General features: G+C 60.6%; 15 protein-coding genes. 14 read left to right on the forward strand and 1 reads right to left on the reverse strand.

Annotation, left to right across the window (positions count from 1 at the left end):
- Positions 1-218: 218 nt before the first annotated feature.
- The 5 genes from ACOYXH_RS11695 to ACOYXH_RS11715 all read left to right on the forward strand — a co-directional run bounded on the left by ACOYXH_RS11695 (position 219) and on the right by ACOYXH_RS11715 (position 6323).
- Positions 219-1151, forward strand: a complete 933-nt coding sequence (locus ACOYXH_RS11695) for an AraC family transcriptional regulator (RefSeq protein ID WP_460410724.1) — start codon at positions 219-221, stop codon at positions 1149-1151.
- Between the two features lie 77 nt (positions 1152-1228).
- On the forward strand, positions 1229-1684 hold the full coding sequence (locus tag ACOYXH_RS11700; protein WP_038361490.1) for a (2Fe-2S)-binding protein: 456 nt from the start codon (positions 1229-1231) through the stop codon (positions 1682-1684).
- Positions 1684-3936: a xanthine dehydrogenase family protein molybdopterin-binding subunit gene (locus ACOYXH_RS11705; RefSeq protein WP_460410725.1), complete on the forward strand. Its 2253-nt coding sequence runs from the start codon at positions 1684-1686 to the stop codon at positions 3934-3936. The genes ACOYXH_RS11700 and ACOYXH_RS11705 overlap by 1 nt, the downstream gene beginning before the upstream one ends.
- 17 nt (positions 3937-3953) lie before the next feature.
- Entirely contained in the window at positions 3954-5306 is a 1353-nt protein-coding gene (locus ACOYXH_RS11710; RefSeq protein ID WP_320412983.1) for a c-type cytochrome, read from the forward strand.
- Positions 5307-5318: 12 nt separating this feature from the next.
- Entirely contained in the window at positions 5319-6323 is a 1005-nt protein-coding gene (locus tag ACOYXH_RS11715) for an XdhC family protein (protein WP_460410726.1), read from the forward strand.
- Positions 6324-6332: 9 nt separating this feature from the next.
- On the opposite strand, the gene ACOYXH_RS11720 is transcribed toward ACOYXH_RS11715, so the two are convergent.
- Positions 6333-6920, reverse strand: a complete 588-nt coding sequence (locus ACOYXH_RS11720) for a TetR family transcriptional regulator (protein WP_460064631.1) — start codon at positions 6918-6920, stop codon at positions 6333-6335.
- Positions 6921-7143: 223 nt separating this feature from the next.
- On the opposite strand from ACOYXH_RS11720, the gene ACOYXH_RS11725 reads away from it, so the two are divergent.
- The 9 genes from ACOYXH_RS11725 to ACOYXH_RS11765 all read left to right on the forward strand — a co-directional run bounded on the left by ACOYXH_RS11725 (position 7144) and on the right by ACOYXH_RS11765 (position 16254).
- Complete coding sequence (locus tag ACOYXH_RS11725) at positions 7144-7932, forward strand: SDR family NAD(P)-dependent oxidoreductase (protein ID WP_460410727.1); 789 nt, start codon at positions 7144-7146, stop codon at positions 7930-7932.
- 107 nt (positions 7933-8039) lie between these two features.
- Complete coding sequence (locus ACOYXH_RS11730) at positions 8040-9038, forward strand: NADP-dependent oxidoreductase (protein WP_108224572.1); 999 nt, start codon at positions 8040-8042, stop codon at positions 9036-9038.
- A gap of 118 nt (positions 9039-9156) precedes the next feature.
- Complete coding sequence (locus ACOYXH_RS11735; RefSeq protein ID WP_095049019.1) at positions 9157-9969, forward strand: DUF1206 domain-containing protein; 813 nt, start codon at positions 9157-9159, stop codon at positions 9967-9969.
- A gap of 116 nt (positions 9970-10085) precedes the next feature.
- Positions 10086-10988 carry a bestrophin family protein gene (locus ACOYXH_RS11740; protein WP_095049020.1) on the forward strand — a complete coding sequence of 301 codons (903 nt, stop codon included), beginning with the start codon at positions 10086-10088 and terminating at the stop codon, positions 10986-10988.
- A gap of 314 nt (positions 10989-11302) precedes the next feature.
- On the forward strand, positions 11303-11860 hold the full coding sequence (gene folE / locus ACOYXH_RS11745; protein ID WP_034154114.1) for a GTP cyclohydrolase I FolE: 558 nt from the start codon (positions 11303-11305) through the stop codon (positions 11858-11860).
- Between the two features lie 81 nt (positions 11861-11941).
- Positions 11942-12496 (forward strand): DUF3833 domain-containing protein, encoded by a 555-nt coding sequence (locus ACOYXH_RS11750; RefSeq protein ID WP_460410728.1) that lies wholly within the window; start codon positions 11942-11944, stop codon positions 12494-12496.
- Positions 12493-13203: an SDR family NAD(P)-dependent oxidoreductase gene (locus tag ACOYXH_RS11755; RefSeq protein ID WP_095126017.1), complete on the forward strand. Its 711-nt coding sequence runs from the start codon at positions 12493-12495 to the stop codon at positions 13201-13203. The genes ACOYXH_RS11750 and ACOYXH_RS11755 overlap by 4 nt, the downstream gene beginning before the upstream one ends.
- Before the next feature lie 14 nt (positions 13204-13217).
- Complete coding sequence (locus ACOYXH_RS11760; protein ID WP_034154117.1) at positions 13218-13523, forward strand: DUF6482 family protein; 306 nt, start codon at positions 13218-13220, stop codon at positions 13521-13523.
- 325 nt (positions 13524-13848) lie between these two features.
- Positions 13849-16254, forward strand: coding sequence for a glucose/quinate/shikimate family membrane-bound PQQ-dependent dehydrogenase (locus tag ACOYXH_RS11765; RefSeq protein WP_220556216.1), 2406 nt, complete (start codon positions 13849-13851; stop codon positions 16252-16254).
- Positions 16255-16275 lie beyond the last annotated feature (21 nt).

Here is a 16275-nt window from a genome sequence, read left to right on the forward strand (position 1 = left end):
GTGGTGCGAAAAACCTGTGGATGTGATGCGCAGGGACAAGCAGCTTGAAACCCATTCGGGCACTGCCCCTGTAACAGATAGACACATTCTCCCGGTCAATCCGGCCCTTCCCTAGCGCATTCCTCTTGAATGCTTGCCTGATCCTCTGGCGATGCAGGGTGATGGATAGGAAACGTCTCGCGCGCGGATTAGAGTTCGGTCAACAGGAGTGACCCGACATGATCCCTACCCCTCTGCCCCAGGAATCGCCTTTGGCGTTGAACATTGACCCGCGTGTGAGCGCGCCGGGTGACTTCGCCACGGCCATACCCGGCTTGTCGCTGTTTCGTCGCGACCAGCCGGCGCCCCCCGTTGTGTGCATGATCGAACCGAGTCTGATTCTCGTCGGTCGCGGCGAAAAGCGCTTGTGGGTCGGTGGCGAGGGTTACAGCTACGACCCTTCGCGGTTTCTGGTGACCTCACTGGACCTGCCCGCCAACTCCGAAGTGATGCTCGCCAGTCCAGCACAGCCCTGTGTCGGCCTGGTGCTGAAACTGGATGTCAGCATGCTCGCCGAGGTCATCACCAAGAGCGGCTTGCCGGCCAAGCGGCAGCCAGCAACGGGCACGGGCGCCGCGATTGGCAGCCTGTCGTCTGCGCTGGAGGGCGCTCTCGATCGGCTGCTGGCATTACTGGATGAACCCGAGGCGATCCCGGTGCTGGCGCCGCTGATTCTGCGCGAAATCCACTATCGGCTGCTGCACACCGACCAAGGCGCACGGCTGCGGCAGATCACGGCCGTCGATGGTCAGGGTTATCGCATCGCCAAAGCGATTGACTGGCTCAAGGTCAACTACACCGATGCCCTGCGCATCGACGATCTCGCCGCGCGGGTGCAGATGAGCGCGCCGACCTTTCACCATCATTTCCGTCAGCTCACTGGAATGAGCCCGCTGCAGTACCAGAAATGGCTGCGGCTCAACGAAGCGCGGCGGCTGATGCTGGTCGAGCGCCTCGACGTTTCGCGGGCGGCGTTTGCGGTTGGCTATGAAAGTCCTTCGCAGTTCAGCCGCGAATATGGCCGGCTGTTCGGCACCGCGCCGAGTCGAGACATCGCCCTGTTGCGCGGGCAGCCATTCGAGGCGGAAGCCCTCGGCTCAGTAGCGAATTGAACGAAAAACGCTGATGCGCCTCGCTGCGTGTCACCGCTCATAACAATGCACGTCAACCGATGATCAGCGGGTGAATCATGGAACTACGAATCAACCAGAAGACCTATCAGGTCGATGCCGACGCCGATACACCCTTGCTGTGGGTGATTCGCGATGATCTGGGCATGACCGGGACCAAGTACGGCTGCGGACTGGCGCAATGCGGCGCCTGTTCGGTGCTGGTGGATGGCAATGTGGTGCGCTCGTGCGTCACGCCGGTGGCCGGTGTGGTCGGCCGCGAGGTCACCACCATTGAGGCGATCGAAAGCGATGACGTGGGCAAACGGGTGGTGTCGACTTGGGTCGATCTGCAGGTCGCGCAGTGCGGCTACTGCCAGTCCGGGCAAGTGATGGCCGCCACCGCGCTGCTCAAACAGAACCCCAAGCCGAGTGATGCGCAGATCGAGGCGGCGATGGTCAATCTGTGCCGCTGTGGCACTTACAACGCGATTCATGCCGCCATGCATGAGCTGGCCGGCAAGGGAGACGCGTGATGAACGTTCGAATCGACCCTTCACTGCAAGCCTCAGCACTGGATCTGCACGAACCGATCAATGTTTCGCGCAGGCGTTTTCTCACCGGTACGGCCGTCGGCGCGCTGGTCCTCGGTTTCGGTCTGCCGCTCGGTACAACACGCGTGCAAGCTGCCGTTGCAGCGGCGACTGCCGAACGCGGCACGCAGGTGCCGGCGTTTCTCGAAATCCGCCCGGACAACCGCGTGCGTCTGCTCTGCCCGTTCATGGAAGGCGGACAAGGCACTTTCACGGCAATGGCGCAGATTGTCGGTGAAGAACTGGATGCCGACCCGGCGACCTTCCTGGTCGAAGCGGCGCCGCCCGGCGAAGCCTATGTGGTGTTGGAAAACGGCATGCGCATCACCGGCGGCAGCATGTCGGTGCGCATGAGTTACCCGGTGATGCGCCGCCTCGGCGCCCTTGCCCGCGCCATGTTATTGCAGGCGGGTGCGCAGCAACTTGGCGTGCCGGTGAGTGAATTGACCACCGAGCCTGGCAAAGTCGTGCATGCCAAGTCGGGCCGCTCGCTGGCCTACGGTGAACTGGCTGAGCGGGCGATGGATCTGCCGGTTCCCGATCCGGCTTCGGTGCAACTGCGTGATCCGAGCCAGTTCCGCTGGATCGGCAAACCGGTGAAGCGCCTCGATGCGTATGACAAGTCCACCGGCAAGGCGCTGTACAGCATCGATCTGAAAGTCGACAACATGCTCCACGCTGCCGTGCAACACGCCCCGCGTCTGGGCATGACCGTGGGCAACCTGCGCAACGAAGAGCAGGTCAAGGCAATGAAAGGCGTGCATTCCGTGCATCGTCTGCCGGGTGCCGTGGCGGTAGTCGCCGAGCGCTGGTGGCACGCCAAACGTGCGGTCGAGGCGATCCAGGTCGACTGGCAAGAGCCAACGGCCGACAGCAAAGTGCGGCCGATGCCCGCCGACTTTTCCAGCGATGCCTGGTTCAAGCGCCTCGCTGAAGATAAAGGCCCGGGCAAAGATGATGAAAACGAAGGCGACGTGGCTGCGATTCTCAAGGAAACCAAGACCCGGATCGACGCCACTTACCACAACCAATACCTGAACCACGGACAGTTGGAGCCGCCGTCGGCACTGGCGCGATTCAACCCGGACGGTTCGCTGGAAGTCTGGTTGCCGAATCAGGCGCCGGACATGTTCCGTGCGGACATCGCCAAACGCACGGGCCTCGATATTTCGCGCATCACCTTGCATTCGCCGCTGCTGGGCGGGTTCTTTGGCCGGCATTTCCTCTACGATTCGGCCAGTCCCTATCCGCAGGCGATCGCGCTGTCCAAGGCAGTTGGCCGTCCGGTCAAACTGATCTGGAGTCGCGAAGAAGAGTTCCTGCGTGACGTGCTTCGTCCCGTTGCCGCAGTGAATTTCCGTGCCGCACTGGACAGCGACGGCTGGCCGCTGGCAATCGAAGCGATCAGTGCCACCGAAGGCCCGACCGAAGCCCTCGCCGGCAAGCAGGGTGAGAAGCTCGATCCGACGGCACTTGAAGGCTTGTCGGGCAAGTCCTACGCGATCCCCAACAAGCGCATCGCGCAGATCTACGTCAAAGGCCCGGCCATGCTCGGTTACTGGCGTTCGGTGGGCAATTCGCTCAACGACTTCTTCTATGAATCGTTCCTCGACGAACTGGCCGACAAGGGCGGCAAAGACCCGTTCGATTTGCGCCTGCATCTGTTACGCGACAACAAACGCCTGACCACTCTGCTGCAAGCAGTGGGTGAACTGTCCGGTGGCTGGAAGCGCGGGCCGTTTACCGCCGAGGACGGCAGCAAACGTGCGCGCGGCGTGGCCATGGCTTCGCCGTTCGGTACGGAGACGGCGGTGATCGCCGAGGTGTCCATCGAGAACGGCCAAGTCAAGGTGCACGATATCTGGCAAGCGATTGACCCGGGCAGCATCGTCAACCCGGCGATTGTCGAAGCGCAGGTCAATGGCGCCGTGGCGCTGGGGCTGTCGCAAACCCTGGTGGAAGAAGCCGTGTGGATTGATGGCAAACCCCGAGCGCGCAATTACGACTTGTACCCGATCCTGCCGCCTGCGCGGATGGCCCGGGTCCACGTGCGTGTGGTCGAGAGTGGAGAAAAAATGGGTGGCATCGGTGAACCGCCGCTGCCTGCGGTCGCGCCCGCCGTCGCTAACGCGGTGGCGACCCTAACCGGTCAGCGGGTGCGTAGCCTGCCCTTGAGCCGACACACCTTCACTTGATCAGCGCCGGAGCGTCCATGAATAACAGCCGATTCGCAAGAACCGCTGGCTGGCTGGCAGTGCCGTGCCTGGTCGCGGCAGGCCTGCTGGCCTGGTATGTCACCCGCGAGCCTGTCTCGCGCCTGGAAACCCATCAGATCGCCGTGGCCGACATCGATCCGGCACTGGTCGCCCATGGCGAATACGTCGCCCGGCTCAGCGATTGCGTGGCCTGCCACAGCGTGCCAGGGGGCGCGCCATTCGCTGGCGGCCTGGAAATGGCCACACCGCTGGGCTCAATCCATGCGACCAATATCACTCCGGACACGGAAACCGGCATCGGCCACTACAGCCTGGCGGACTTCGACCGAGCGGTGCGCCACGGCGTGGCGCCCGACAGTCGCCGTCTGTACCCGGCGATGCCCTACCCGTCCTACGCCAAGCTCAGTGATGACGATGTGCGTGCGCTGTATGCGTTCTTCATGAAAGGCGTGGCGCCGGTGAAACAGGCGAACATCCCCAGTGCGATTCCGTTTCCACTGAACCTGCGCTGGCCGATTGCGCTGTGGAATGGCGTGTTTGTCGACGCCGAGCCTTATGCGGCGAAACCTTCGCAGGATGAACAGTGGAACCGTGGCGCTTACCTCGTTCAAGGCGCCGGGCATTGCGGTAGTTGCCACACGCCGCGCGGTTTGGCGTTCAACGAAAAGGCACTGGATGAGGCCGGTAAGCCATACCTCGCTGGCGCTTTGCTCGATGGCTGGTACGCACCGAGCCTGCGTGATGATCACAACACCGGGCTGGGCCGCTGGAGCGAACCGGAGATCGTCCAGTTCCTCAAGACCGGTCGCAACAAACATGCGGTGGTCTACGGCTCGATGACCGAAGCATTCAACAACTCCACGCAGTTCATGACCGATGACGATCTGACCGCGATTGCCCACTACCTGAAGTCCTTGCCTGGCGACCGCCAGCGCGATGGCGAGCCTTGGCAGTATCAAGCGGTTTCGGCGGCGGAGCGTCTGGACTCGCCCGGTGCTCATACCTACGTGACGCGCTGTGCTTCCTGCCATGGTCTGGACGGCAAGGGCCAGTCCGAATGGATGCCGCCGCTGGCCGGCGCGACTTCTGCACTGGCCAAGGAAAGCGCCTCGGCGATCAACATCACCCTCAATGGCTCGCAGCGTGTCGTCGCGGCTGGCGTGCCGGATGCCTATCGCATGCCGGCCTTCCGTGAACAGCTGTCGGATCAGCAGATCGCCGAAGTGCTGACCTTCATGCGCAGCACCTGGGGCAATCAAAGCACTGCGGTTGATGCGCAGACGGTGGGCAAACTGCGTGAACACACCGATCCGGCCAGCAGCAGCCCGATCATTCTGCAGATGCGCTAAGAGGAGACACTGATGGAAAGCATCGACTTGCTGGTCCTGCGCACAGCGCGGGACTGGCTTGCCGCTGGCGAGCGTGTATTGCTCGCCACGGTGGCGCGCACCTGGGGTTCTTCACCGCGTCCGACCGGTTCGATGATGGCTTTGCGTGACGATGGTCGCGTGGTGGGCAGTGTGTCCGGCGGCTGCATCGAGGACGATCTGATCCATCGCTATACCACGGCCCATGGCGGCAGCGCTTTTAGCGACAGCGCGCCGCAAGTGGTGCGCTATGGCGTCAGCGCCGATGAAGCGCATCGCTTTGGCTTGCCGTGCGGTGGCACGCTTGAACTGATCCTTGAGTTCAACCCGGCGTGGCAGTCTCTTGATCAGTTGATGAGGCAACTGGACGCCGGGCAACTGGTTCGCCGTCGTCTGGCGTTGGAGTCTGGTCAGGTCACACTTGAATCTACCGCAACGCCGGAACAGTTCAGCTTCGATGGCGTGCAGATGCTCAACACCTTGGGGCCGGGCTATCGAATGCTGATGATCGGTGCCGGCGCGCTGGCCGAGTATCTGGCGACCATGGCCTTGTTCAACGGTTTCAAGGTGGCGGTGTGCGATCCGCGTCCCGAGTACATCGAGACTTGGGCGGTAGACGGTGTGGAGCGCATTGTCGGCATGCCGGACGACGTGGTCCGCGACTTCGCGGTCGATCTGCGCACCTGCATCGTCGCCTTGAGTCATGACCCCAAACTCGACGATCTGGCCTTGCTCGAAGCGCTGCACGGCCCGGCGTTCTATATCGGCGCCATCGGCTCGCGGCGCAACAGCCAGCTGCGTCGCGAACGCCTGATCGAGCATTTTGGCGAGACCGAGGCGTCGCTTGCGCGTCTACACGGGCCGATCGGCCTCTACATCGGCAGCAAGACGCCTGCGGAAATCGCCGTCAGCGTGATGGCCGAGATTCTTGCGGCGAAGAATGGCGCCCAGCTGCCGCAAGCGTTCTCCATCGTCAGGGCCAAAGCGCTCGCTGAATGAGCCGCGCTGCTACTCTGCGACGGCGTTATCGGCAGGCAACGAAGCGAGCATTTCTGCGCGGCATACCTCAAGAATCTCGTCTGCCAGCGCGGAATCATCCGGGCAGGCACGCGACAGGATAATCGCGCCGACGGCCCGCGACAGCAGGTCAATCATCTTCTTGCGCCCCTCACCCGCCTCGGCATCCGGCCCGCTCGGGTATTTCTCGCCCAGGGTTTGCAGGGTGTGCTCAATGCCCTCGGCAAACGTCGCTTTCACCTCATCCGACTGACGCGCCGCGTCGCCGCCCAACGCGGCCATGGTGCAACCGTCGCCGCGTCCGTCGCGATGTTCTCTGTTCACATAGACGTTGATGAAACCCGGAACATCCAGCGCTTGGGCGGCTGTCAGCGATTTGGCCAGACTGCACGCCGAGGCTTCGGCCATCAGGTCGGCCTTCGACCCGAAATGTTTATAGAAACCACCATGGGTAAAACCGGCGGCCGCCATGAGGTCCGCCACGCCGACGCCGTCAAAGCCGCGCTCACGGAACAGCTCTGAGGCGGTTTCAACGATGTGTTCTCGATTGGCCTGCGCCTGGGCCTTGGTCACTCTCACGTGCAATACCTCGTGTTTCCGGGGAAATCCTGCGTCCGATGATACATAGATGTTGGCCATAATCAAAACCGTTGACAGTTTAGATTTAGATCATCATCCTAATTGCTCGCACCATCGATCTTCATCAACGGGCACGGAACAACCTCAATCGCCGCTGGCTGAATCGAGCATCAGCGCAAGCTGAGCGCGTTCTGCTTCTCACACCCTCAAAGAGAGATAAACCATGAGCACTCGCCCTACTGTTCTGATCACTGGCGCCTCCACCGGCATCGGCGCGGTCTACGCCGAACGCTTTGCGCAACGCGGCCACGATCTGGTGCTGGTCGCCCGCGATCAGGCGCGCCTGGATGCACTGGCTGCGCGCTTGCGCAGCGAGCATGACGTCGCCGTCGATGTGATCCCGGCGGACCTGATCCAACCCGGCGATCTGACCACTGTTGAAAACCGCCTGCGCGACGATGCCCGTATCGGCGTCCTCGTCAATAACGCCGGCGCGGCGCTGTCCGGCCATTTCGTCGAGCAAAGCACCGACAAAGTGGCGCAACTGGTCGCCCTCAACACCACCGCACTGGTGCGGCTTGCCAGCGCCATCGCTCCACGCCTGGCCAAGGCCGGTGACGGTGCGATCATCAACATCGGTTCGGTAGTTGGCCTCGCACCGGAGTTCGGCATGACGGTCTACGGCGCGACCAAGGCGTTTGTATTGTTCCTGTCCCAAGGACTGAGCCTGGAACTGTCGCCTCAGGGTGTCTACGTGCAGGCCGTGTTGCCGGCCGCCACACGCACGGAAATCTGGGATCGCTCCGGCGTCGACATCAACACCTTGAGCGAAATCATGGAGGTGGGTGATCTGGTGGATGCTGCGCTCGTCGGCTTCGATCGTCGCGAACCGGTGACCATTCCGCCGCTGCACGAAGCAGAGCGCTGGGATGCCTTGCAGGGCGCACGGCTGGGCCTGATCGGGCAAATCCGCCAATCTGAGGTTGCCCAGCGCTACCAGACGCCAGAGTGATCCTCAGCTAGCGAGCATGCGCGGCAGATTAGATGCAGTCACAAGGCGCTGCATCGAATCCGCAACGCACCGACTACCCTCCGTACACCGACAAGAGCCGCACCTCGATGAAAGCTTTTTTGATTGATCGCTATGGCAAACACCCCGGGCGCATCGGCGAAGCGCCGTTCCCGGCAGTGGGTTCTCACGACGTCTTGATCGAGGTCCATGCCAGCAGCGTCAACGTGCTGGACTCGAAGATCAGCACCGGCGAATTCAAGTTGATCCTCCCCTACGCGTTTCCATTGATTCTGGGCAACGATCTGGCAGGCGTGGTGACTGAAGTCGGCACGCAAGTGACACGCTTCAAACCGGGAGACGAGGTGTACGCTCGCCCACCCGAAGCACGAATCGGCACCTTCGCTGAGTTGATCGCCGTGAACGAAAATGCGATTGCCCTCAAACCGGCCAATACCGACATGGCACAGGCTGCTTCCCTGCCCTTGGTGGCACTGACCGCCTGGCAAGTGCTGGTCGAAACCGCCCAGCTGGAAAAAGGCCAGAAAGTACTGATTCACGCCGGCTCCGGCGGCGTCGGCACCGTTGCCATTCAGCTTGCCAAACACCTCGGTGCCTTTGTCGCCACAACCACTAGCACCGCGAATGTCGAATGGGTCAAGGCGCTAGGGGCTGACGTGGTGATCGATTACAAACAGCAGAACTTCGAAAGTGTCTTGCACGGCTACGACGTGGTGTTGAACAGCCTCGGTTCTGATGTCCTGGAGAAGTCAATCAAGGTGCTCAAGCCCGGTGGCCAGCTGATTTCCATCTCTGGGCCACCCACCGCGCAATTCGCACAGGAGCAAGGTTTGTCCTGGCCCTTGCAGCAGGTCATGCGCCTGTTGAGCCTCGGCATTCGGCGCAAGGCACGCAAGCAGGACGTCAATTACGCATTCGTGTTCATGCGCGCCAACGGCGCCCAACTGCAGCAGATCAGCGCACTGGTCGAGGCCGGCATCATCAAACCGGTGATTGATCGAACGTTCCCCTTTGAATCTACAGCAGAGGCGTTGAAATACGTCGAGCAGGGACGCGCCAAGGGCAAGGTCGTTGTTTCGATCAAATGACGATTCCGGCTATTGCTGAGTCATCTATGGAAATCCGCTCACGGCGTTCTTCGACAGGTCATAGAACCCCTCCCGGCAAGAAGGGTCTGCTCTCTTATAACCTCTCAGGAATACCCCCATGTCCGCGCAACGCAACCTCGTCCTCCTCGCTCGGGGAGGCTATGCCGCCCGAGGAATGCTTTATCTGATCATCGGTATCTTTGCGTTGCTGGCAGCCCAGGATTCGACTAAACCGAAGGACAGCCACAAGAGTCTGGAAGCCTTGTTAGGCCAGCCATTCGGCTATTTTCTGGTTGGACTTGTCGTGGCGGGACTGCTCGCATTTGCCGCCTGGCGTGTCCTGCAGGCAACGCGTGATGTCGATCATCACGGCACAAAACTCAAAGGTCTGGTGATCCGCACAGGGTTGTTTGTGGGAGGTCTGGTCAACGGTGCTCTGGCGTTCTTTGCATTGGGCCTGCTCATCAGCGGGATTAAAAGCTCGGGCAATTCCGCAGGACAAACCAAAGACTGGCTGGCGAATCTTCTGTCCTGGGAACATTCGAACTGGCTGGTGTACCTGATCGCCCTCGTGCCGCTCGGTGTAGGCATTGCTCACATCATCAAGGGCTGGAAAGCGTCGTTCGAGAAGTATTTCGAGGCCGACGAAGAGGTCATGCGCTACGTCCGCCCGGTCTCGCGGTTTGGCCTGATCGCGCGCGGCGTCGTGTTTATCGAGATCGCATTGCTCCTGGCAATCAGCGGCTCTACCTATCGGGCCATGGATCCCCCGGGTATGAAGGAAGCGCTCGATGCGCTGCAGAATCTACCCGCTGGCTGGCTGATCTTGATGGTAATAGCCCTGGGGCTGATGGCGTTCTCGGTCTACAGTCTGTCGGAAGCTTGCTGGCGCAAGATCAATATGGATGTGCCAGGCGTATCGAGCACATAGCGTGTAACGTCTTTGCCGGTGATCACTCGGGCGCTGCATCGATGAGCGAACCTTTCCCCCGAAAACAGCGTCCGAGCTAAAGCGTTAACGCTTACCGCTCGCCACGAGGTTTCCGTTTGAAAGCTGCCATCGTCAGAAAATACCGATTGATCATCAAAACGCTGGGCTACGTCGGCTGGGCCTTGTTCTGGCTGTTGCTCTGGGACATCGCTGTCACTGTCGACTTCATGTTGTTTCTCAACACCAAGCTGAATTTACCCCTCATGCCCCTGACTTTATTGGGTTCGGCGTTGATTGTGTTGATCAGTTTCCGCAACAGCAGCGCCTACAACCGCTGGTGGGAAGCACGGACGCTGTGGGGTTCGATGATCAACAATTCGCGCAGTTTCGCCCGGCAGGTGCTGACGTTGCTGGATGACGCTGACAACGAGGTCAATCCGGTCAAGTCGACTCTATTACGCCGCCACGTCGCCTATGTGAATTGCCTCGCAGCGCATTTGCAAGGCCAGCCTTGCCCTGAGGAAGTCCGCGCGTTCATTCCCGCCGAGGAGTTCGCCCGCAGCGGCACCACCAATAACTTTGCCAACGACATCCTCACTGGCTCGGCGACTTTGCTCGCTCGGGAATACAAGGCCGGGCGCCTCGACAGCATTCGCCTGGCGCGGCTGGAATCGACGCTGGTGGACTTGTCCAACAGCCAGGGTGGCATGGAGCGGATTGCGAATACGCCGCTGCCCTACCCTTATGTGTATTTTCCGCGGCTGTTTATTTCGCTGTTCTGCCTGATCGTACCGATCGGACTAGTGGAATCCCTGGGCTGGTTCACGCCGCTGGCGTCGACCGTGGTGGGCTTTATGCTGCTGGCCATCGAGCGCATCGGCACCGATCTGCAAAGTCCGTTTCGCCACAGCGAGCATCAGATTCAGATGGAAGCGCTGTGCGAAACCATCGAAAAGAACCTGCAGTCGATGCAGCGTGACTCCCTGGGTGACGTGCGCAGGCTTGCAGAGAACGCTTGAGGTGCAGCAATCGGGAACCGTCAGGATGTCTGACGGTTTCCAAATCAATCAGAACGCCGCACAACATCGCTTGGTTGTGCCCCGCGCTCCTGCTTCTGCCGTAGCGCTCACTGTCATCCCCCCCTTCCCGCTCCTCGCGCCACCTCACATTTTGCGATGTGAGGTTTTCGCATCTGCATAAAAAAGATTGCCGATTCATTGTCAGGTGATTTTTTTCAGCCTATCTTCAATAAAACCTATACAAAGCACTTCATTGCGTACAACTCTTTCGCTAGGGATTGGCCTCACGCACAGCACTGCCGCGAGCACCTTGAATGAACCCACTATTAGCCAGCCATTACCGTGAAATTCTCGTCGGCGTCGGTGAGAACCCCGAGCGCGAAGGTCTGTTGGACACACCCCAGCGCGCCGCCAAAGCGATGCAGTATCTGTGCAATGGCTACACGATGAGCCTGGAAGACGTCACCAACGGTGCCCTGTTCGAGTCGCAGAGCGATGAAATGGTGATCGTCAGCGACATCGAGCTGTATTCCTTGTGCGAGCACCACATGCTGCCCTTTATCGGCAAGGCACATGTCGCGTACATCCCCACCGGCCGGGTCCTGGGGCTGTCGAAGGTCGCGCGGGTGGTAGACATGTTCGCGCGGCGCCTGCAGATCCAGGAAAACCTCACGCGGCAGATTGCCGACGCCATTCAGCAGATCACCGATGCCGCCGGTGTGGCGGTGGTCATTGAAGCGCGGCACATGTGCATGATGATGCGCGGCGTTGAGAAGCAGAATTCGGTCATGACCTCCTCCGTGATGCTGGGGGCTTTCCGGGATAGTTCGACGACACGGCAGGAATTTCTGCAACTGATCGGGCGGCGATAAAGCTATACAGAGGACAGTCACTGTACAAGCCGACAGTTCGAATCTCACCCTCTTCACTCGTGCGTTTCAGGGAGTTAGGCAATGACCCGATTTCTGCTGTTACTGACACTGACACTGACACTGGCACTCAGCGTCGCAAGCTGCGGCAGCGTGGATGTTGCCCGTTATGCCGACCAACAACCGGCCTTGGACCTGCAGCGCTTTTTCAGCCAGCCCGTCAAAGCCTGGGGGATGTTTCAGAAGCGCAGCGGTGAGGTGGCCAAGCGTTTTGAGGTCAACATCGTCAGCCGGCGTGAGGGCAACAACCTGATTCTCGACGAGCGCTTCCTGTACAGCGACGGCACCCGCCAACGCCGCGTCTGGACCCTCACGCCTGAAGGCCAGGGGCGTTGGAGCGGTCGCGCGGCTGACGTGGTGGGTGTCGCCGAGGGCCAGGTCGCGGGCAACACGTTGCACTGGCGTTATCGCCTGAACCTGCCGGTCGATGACTCGACCTACGAAATGAGCATGGACGACTGGATGTACTTGATGGACGAGGACACGTTGATTAACCGCACCAGCATGTCCAAATTCGGCGTAGAGGTCGGACAGGTGACATTGTTCTTCCGTCGCCAGGGTGCCGGAGTCAGCGAATGAACCGCGCATTGACCCTGGCCTCGCTCGGCGACGGTTATCGCGCGCTGGTGATCGGCGCCAGTGGCGCCCTCGGCACAGCCTTTTGCCAACGGCTGAAACAGGATCCGCGCTGTGCCGACGTTCGTGCGCTGGGGCGCCGTACGCTCCCCGCGCTCGACCTTGAACGGCCCGAAACGATTGCCAGTGCCGCCACCGAACTGGCAGGCGAAGCGCCGTATCAACTGATCATCCACGCGGCCGGTCTGCTCCATCGCGAAGGGATCAAACCGGAAAAAAGCTTCAGCGCAATCGATCCGGATGCGCTGCAAACCGTGTTTCAAGTGAACACGCTGGGACCGGCATTGGTGTTGCGCCATTTCCTGCCACTGCTCGATCCTCGGGGAGCGATGGCGATGCTTTCGGCCAAGGTCGGGAGCATTGGCGACAACCGATTGGGCGGCTGGTACGCCTACCGCGCCTCCAAGGCTGCGCTGAACATGCTGATCAAGACCGCCGCCATCGAACTGGCACGCACGCGCCCGCAGAGTCGCTTGCTCAGTCTGCACCCGGGCACGGTGGTGTCGGGGTTGTCGCAACCTTTTCGCGGCGCCTCCAGCGCCCGTCCGGCAGACGTTGCCGCTGAACAGTTACTGACTTTGATTGACCAGTTGACGCCGGCCGACAGCGGCCATTTCTTTGCCTACGATGGAGAACGCCTACCCTGGTAGGCAAGGAGTGAAGCATGAACCTGCAAGCCCTCACCGAACGTGCGGCCAACAGTGAAATACGTGAACTGGAGCTGCTGTCGCTCGAAGGTGGTTTTTATCTGGCGCGGATCCGCCTGGATCACGGCCAGTTCACCCTGCTGGATGACGCGGCCAAGCCGATGCACCTGCGTTCGATCACCCACCTGCGGGACTTGCTACAGACCGTGCCGGCCTTTCCCTGCGTACTGGTGCAGCAATGCGTGCACGACGAAATGTGCGGGCGCGATTCAGGGCCTGTCGAAGAGCTGCGCATTCCGTTTTCGCTCACTACGCCCGTATGAGTCGAACCACGCACATCAACTGGTAACGAGCGGGGCCGCCCCATTTGTCGCGTACCCGCTAAGCTGGTTTTAGGGCCGTGCGTCAGTTGAACGTTGTTGGCTGACTGAAAACAGCAAAATAGAAATGCTGTCATAACCATGATTTTTTCTGACAAAACGGCGTCTTTTGCAGGTTTTCAAAAGCTCTGCTGAAGCCTGTTAGAGCGCCATTTGCGGCCCAAGCGGGTTATCAAAAATCCAACAACGCTTTATTACTGAATTAGTGATTTAACTAGGTAGTTACCTAACTATATAATGCCCTCCTCATTTCAACGGGACATTCAACGTGAAGCAGAGTCAACGCCTCTCGGGCATATCAAAATTCATTCTGGTCGGGCTGGGCGTCGTCATCGCCCTGCTCGGCTTGGCGCTGGCTGCGGGCGGCGTGAAGTTGGTCAGCCTGGGAGGCTCGTGGTACTTCCTGGTGGGTGGCTTGGTCATGGCCGTTTCCGGTCTGCTGATCGCGCGCTACAAGCCAGCCGGTGCCTGGTTGTTTGCCGCGTTTCTGGTTGGAACAGCGATTTGGGCAGTGAGCGATGCCGGGCTGGTGTTCTGGCCGGTGTTCTCGCGCCTGTTCATGTTCAGCGTGATCGGCCTGGTCGTGACGCTGGTTTATCCTCTGCTCAAGCGTGCCAACGGCAGTGTTGCAGGTCGCGGCGCTTACGCCGTGGCTGCGGTGCTGGCGGTCGGCGTGGCCGTGGCGGCTGGCAACATGTTCGTCGCGCACCCGACCGTTGCCGCCACCGGCACTGGCCCGGGCCTGACCCCGGTCGAGCCGGACAAGGCGCAAAAGGACTGGGCGCACTACGGTAATACCGAAGGTGGCAGCCGCTTCGCCGCGCTGGATCAGATCAATCGCGCCAACGTCGACAAACTGAAAGTCGCGTGGACCTACCACACCGGTGACGTCGCCGAGAGCGATGGCAATGGCGCTGAAGACCAGCTCACTCCGCTGCAGGTTGGCAACAAGGTGTTCATTTGCACCCCGCACAACAACCTGATCGCCCTTGATGCCGACACCGGTAAAGAGCTGTGGAAGAACGCGATCAACGCCCAGTCGAAAGTTTGGCAGCGTTGCCGTGGCATGGCCTACTTCGACGCCAGCGCTGCCATTGCTCAGCCAGCCAATTCGAAAATCATCGAAGCCAAACCAGCGCCGGCCGCCAACTGCCAGCGCCGTCTGCTGACCAACACCATCGATGCCCGTTTGATCGCGGTTGATGCTGACACTGGCGAGTTCTGCCAGGGTTTCGGCAACAATGGCCAGGTCGATCTGAAGGCCGGTCTGGGTGATGTCCCGGACAGCTACTATCAGTTGTCTTCCGCTCCGCTGATGGCCGGCACCACCGTGGTGGTTGGCGGTCGCGTGGCTGACAACGTGCAGACCGACATGCCCGGCGGCGTGATCCGTGGCTTTGACGTGATGACTGGCGCCATGCGCTGGGCCTTCGACCCGGGCAACCCGCAGGATAAAAAGGCGCCGGCAGACGGCAGCACCTATGTGCGCAGCACGCCGAACAGCTGGGCACCGATGTCCTACGACCCGGCGACCAACACCGTGTTCCTGCCGATGGGCAGCTCGTCTACCGACATTTATGGTGTCGAGCGCAGCAAACTCGATCACACCTACGGCGCTTCGATCCTCGCGCTGGACGCCACCAGCGGTGAAGAGCGTTGGGTGTTCCAGACCGTGCACAACGATCTGTGGGACTTCGACCTGCCGATGCAGCCAAGCCTGATCGACTTCACCAAGGACGGCAAAACCGTACCAGCAGTGGTCATCGGCACCAAGGCCGGGCAGATCTACGTGCTCGACCGCGCCACCGGCAAACCGCTGACCGACGTTAAAGAAGTACCAGTCAAAGCGGCAAACATCCCGAACGAACCGTACTCGCCAACCCAGCCGAAATCGCTGGGCATGCCGCAAATCGGCGCACAGCACCTCACCGAATCGGACATGTGGGGCGCTACTCCGTACGATCAGTTGCTCTGCCGTATCGATTTCAAAGGCATGCGCTACGACGGCCTGTACACCGCGCCGGGCACCGATAAATCGCTGAGTTTCCCGGGTTCGCTGGGCGGCATGAACTGGGGCAGCATCTCCACTGACCCGGTACACGGCTTTATCTTCGTCAACGACATGCGTCTGGGCCTGTGGATTCAGATGATCCCGTCGCAGAACAAAGGCCAGGCTGCTGGTGGCGGCGAAGCGCTGAACACGGGTATGGGCGCCGTGCCATTGAAAGGCACGCCATACGCGGTGAACAAAAACCGCTTCCTGTCGGTAGCCGGCATTCCGTGCCAAGCACCACCGTTTGGCACACTGACGGCGATCGACATGAAAACCCAGAAAGTCGCCTGGCAGGTTCCGGTCGGTACCGTTGAAGACACCGGTCCACTGGGCATCCGCATGCACCTGCCGATCAAGATTGGTCTGCCAACCCTCGGCGGCACCCTGTCGACCCAAGGTGGTTTGATCTTCATCGCCGGCACCCAGGACTTCTACCTGCGCGCGTTCAACAGCGGCAACGGTGAAGAAGTCTGGAAAGCACGTCTGCCAGTCGGCAGCCAAGGTGGCCCGATGACCTATGTTTCGCCGAAAACCGGCAAGCAATACATCGTCATCACCGCCGGTGGTGCCCGCCAGTCGACCGATCGCGGCGACTACGTGATGGCTTACGCCCTGCCGTAAACCACGGTGTTCACGTAAAGC

This window comes from Pseudomonas sp. Mb7, from assembly GCF_054790525.1.

Coding starts and splice junctions, on each gene's coding strand:
- ACOYXH_RS11695 (WP_460410724.1), top strand. CDS start 219: ATGATCCCTACCCCTCTGCCCCAGGAATCGCCTTTGGCGTTGAACATT.
- ACOYXH_RS11700 (WP_038361490.1), top strand. CDS start 1,229: ATGGAACTACGAATCAACCAGAAGACCTATCAGGTCGATGCCGACGCC.
- ACOYXH_RS11705 (WP_460410725.1), top strand. CDS start 1,684: ATGAACGTTCGAATCGACCCTTCACTGCAAGCCTCAGCACTGGATCTG.
- ACOYXH_RS11710 (WP_320412983.1), top strand. CDS start 3,954: ATGAATAACAGCCGATTCGCAAGAACCGCTGGCTGGCTGGCAGTGCCG.
- ACOYXH_RS11715 (WP_460410726.1), top strand. CDS start 5,319: ATGGAAAGCATCGACTTGCTGGTCCTGCGCACAGCGCGGGACTGGCTT.
- ACOYXH_RS11725 (WP_460410727.1), top strand. CDS start 7,144: ATGAGCACTCGCCCTACTGTTCTGATCACTGGCGCCTCCACCGGCATC.
- ACOYXH_RS11730 (WP_108224572.1), top strand. CDS start 8,040: ATGAAAGCTTTTTTGATTGATCGCTATGGCAAACACCCCGGGCGCATC.
- ACOYXH_RS11735 (WP_095049019.1), top strand. CDS start 9,157: ATGTCCGCGCAACGCAACCTCGTCCTCCTCGCTCGGGGAGGCTATGCC.
- folE (WP_034154114.1), top strand. CDS start 11,303: ATGAACCCACTATTAGCCAGCCATTACCGTGAAATTCTCGTCGGCGTC.
- ACOYXH_RS11750 (WP_460410728.1), top strand. CDS start 11,942: ATGACCCGATTTCTGCTGTTACTGACACTGACACTGACACTGGCACTC.
- ACOYXH_RS11755 (WP_095126017.1), top strand. CDS start 12,493: ATGAACCGCGCATTGACCCTGGCCTCGCTCGGCGACGGTTATCGCGCG.
- ACOYXH_RS11760 (WP_034154117.1), top strand. CDS start 13,218: ATGAACCTGCAAGCCCTCACCGAACGTGCGGCCAACAGTGAAATACGT.